Source organism: Streptococcus sp. HMSC068F04 (assembly GCF_001837455.1).
Classification (GTDB): Bacteria; Bacillota; Bacilli; order Lactobacillales; family Streptococcaceae; genus Streptococcus; species Streptococcus salivarius_D.
Genome location: NZ_KV832530.1, coordinates 23,038 through 25,564, shown reverse-complemented (window position 1 = coordinate 25,564; position 2,527 = coordinate 23,038). Strand labels below are relative to the sequence as shown.

Annotated in this window: 1 protein-coding gene; it reads right to left on the bottom strand. The window is 39.5% G+C overall.

The features are described from left to right. Positions 1 to 334 precede the first annotated feature (334 nt). On the bottom strand, positions 335 to 2,527 hold a 2,193-nt coding region (locus HMPREF2571_RS09000; RefSeq protein ID WP_083320430.1), incomplete at its 5' end, for a glucosyl transferase.

Genomic DNA, 2,527 nt, shown 5'->3' with positions numbered 1-2,527 from the left:
AGAGCAGTTGCACATGAGAATGCAATCAGATGTTTTTTGGACTTAGATCCAGTAAAAGTAGAATGTACTTTCATAATTTTTCCTCCATTTCCTAAGTCCTATTATAGCGCTATTTTAGAGACTTTCAAGAAAATATAAGAAATTTAGATAAAAATAAGAAAACGATTACATTCCAAAGTGACTAACAAGGTAAAATTCACAATTTTAGCAGTCATAAGAGTTTAAAAAAATCCAGGACTTGAGTCCTGGATTAGGAGATTATGAAAAAGAAAAGTTTTAGGATGATTATAGTATATAGAGGAGATCCTAAAGTTTTCTTAAAGTAAGGGATGTCTTAAACTTTAGTCGCATTACCATTTTCATCAAAATGATAAGTTACACCTTTGATAGTACGTGTTTGGTTGGTGACTAGTTCACCAGAGTTTTCATCGTAGTAGTGACCATCTGGTGCAAAAGCGCCTTTAACTTGTCTACCATGATTTGTATCGAAGTAAAGTTTTTGCCCATTAATTTGAACGGCACCGGTAGCTGCTGTACCATCGCCGTAGAAATAGTGCCAAGCTCCTTCCGTAAAGACAAAGCGGTTTTTGGCAGCCTTACCAAATTGATCGAAGTAGTAGATCTTACCATCAATGTAATTAATGCTGTCTTGCCACATGTCACCTAGTTGGGTGTATTTATAGGCACCTCCTTGACGGAAGTAATATAAGTCACCATTGATTTCATGAAGTCCAAGGACTTTTTCACCTTTCTCGTCAAGATAGTAAGTTAAGCCTCTGTTATCTTTGACAAACCCAGCTTTGGTTACTTTGCGACCATTATCTTTATCGTAGTAGTACTCAGGCATATATACGCCATCTCGACCAAAATCACCTTTGGCTTGTACCCCTCGATAGTTGAAGAAGACATCTTGTCCATCGATATTTCGAGGTCCCTTGACTGGTTTACCATCTTTACCTACATAAAACCAATTACCCATGAAGTCAATATAACGATTGGTTACAAGGTTTCCTGAATTAACATCGTAGAATGCGTATAAATCACCGTAAGAATTACCATAAGCCCCTTTGACCTGTTGACCGTTGTCACGGAAGAACACTTTTTGTCCATTGATAATTTGAGCTCCAGTAAGGTTGTCTCCATTTGCGTTTTTATAATACCAGTTTCCGTTATCATCACTATAATAACCATTTGGGTTAGGAGCATCCGTACCGACACCATTTTCATCAAATCGATAGGTCATACCATTAATTGTTAGAGTGGTGTTAGTGACGCGTGCTCCAGAATTAGGATCATAGTAGCGAAGAATACCATTGTCGAGAACAAGCTCTCCTTTAGCCTGACGACCATTGGCATAGAGGTAAACGATTTGACCATCTATATTGGCTTCACCATTCTGAGGACGAATAGCATTTCCATCTTCACCATAGTAGTACCAGCCATCATTTTCTTGGACATAGCGGTTTTTAACGGCTTGACCAGTAACTGAGTCAAAATAATAGCGACGTGTAATATTAATAGGAGTACCATAACCGTAAGAACGTGGTGAATTTTGACCTTCTTCTAGTAAAATACTGATTCCCTTTTGTAGGACGCCGGTATCAACAGGAGAGGCAGCTTCACGTGCTTTGAAATAGTAGATGTTACCATCAATTTCACGTATTCCTGTAAATTTAGAACCATCGTTCTTGATGTAGAAAGTTTGGCCTTTTTTATTCTGAACTAGACCTTCTTTTCGGACCCTTGCACCAGAGTTAGGGTCGTAATAGAAGCTTTGATCTGGATAACTATAAGATTCTCCACTAAAGTCAGCTTTGATTTGAATACCATCATTATTAAAATAAACTTCTTGACCATTGATAGTTTGTTCGCCTGTTAGTGGTCGTCCAGTAGCATCTAAATAATACCAATTGCCCTTGTATTCTAGGTAACGATTGGTTTGAAGTTGACCAGAATTATCATCGAAATAACGACGTAGATCACCAGACCAATAGAAATCTGGCCCTTTAATTTGTTTACCATCTTCGCGGAAAGAGACACGTACACCATCAATGGTTTGGTCTCCAGTAAGGTTTTTACCGCTGGCATCTTTATAGTACCAGTTGCCTTGGTCATCACTATAGTACTGACCACCAGTGACGTTTGTTTCATTAGGTACTGAAGCAGTTTCACTGGCAGCTCGGTCTGTAGTTACAGCTTCTCGTGTTTGGCCTGTGGCCGATTTTGCAGGTGCTTGGCTTTCGCTTGCAGTTGTTAAAGCTGTTTCACTGGTAGTTTCAGAGCTTGCAGCAGAAGTTGTAGCTTGTTCTGAAACATTTGTGGTACTTTCAGTGCTAGCCACATTTTCAGTAGTAACAGGTGCTTCGACAACCTTTGTTTCGACGAGGTCTGCTGTAGTTTCTACATTCGCAGTGGTAGCAGCAGTCACATCAAGGTTTGATGAGTTGTCAGCTTTAGCTTCCTCAGCGAAGGCAGGCTTTGCGATAAAGGCAAAACTTGCAAGAGCAGTTGCACATGAGAATGCAAT